The organism is Vibrio sp. 378 (assembly GCF_033339435.1).
In genome coordinates this window covers 1-543 of the sequence record NZ_JAWOUO010001048.1, presented here as the reverse complement: position 1 = coordinate 543, position 543 = coordinate 1, and the positions used below count along the sequence as shown (strand labels likewise).

The window sequence follows — 543 nt, the reverse complement described above, 5'->3', positions numbered from 1 at the left end:
AACACCCAAGCGATGTCGGTGTATATCCTTTTATTCCGCAAGCAAATACGAAAGGCTTTTCTGACGCTGTTTTTCGTGTGTTGGTTGATTCTCTTTTGTTGATAGATGCCGCTTTGGTGAGTATGTAGCATGGTAAAAGGGATGAAATATCCCGTCCTGTGAATGTTTTCTATGATGTTTCTCGTGGGAGAAACGTGATCTTCCGTGAGCTTGCGAAACTTCTTTCTCAATGCTGCCACCGCGTTTTTAAATCCATTTTCTGGCAAAGCCATCTTGTAGTGTTGAGTGATTTTTCTCTCAATAACGCGCTGACTGATCGGCGCATTTAAACTGCCGTAAGTAGCAATAGTTGAAAGAATGGCATACTCATTTGAACTAACAGGGATGGCGTGGTGGAGTGTGTTGTTGATCTCTAAAGAAATGTCGTTTTCGGACAAGCAAACGCAGATTTGGTTTCCAATTTCAAACCTAATCATGTGTTGATAAGCTCCAATTTAAATTTTGGCTACGTTATCAATAATGAGAAGTGAAGGGTGTGATTTT

The 543-nt window shown here is 40.7% G+C and carries 1 pseudogene; it reads right to left on the bottom strand.

What is annotated here, in order from left to right:
- Positions 1-476, bottom strand: a pseudogene (locus R7Q48_RS30290) (EAL domain-containing protein); the annotation flags it as partial.
- Between the last annotated feature and the right edge of the window lie 67 nt (positions 477-543).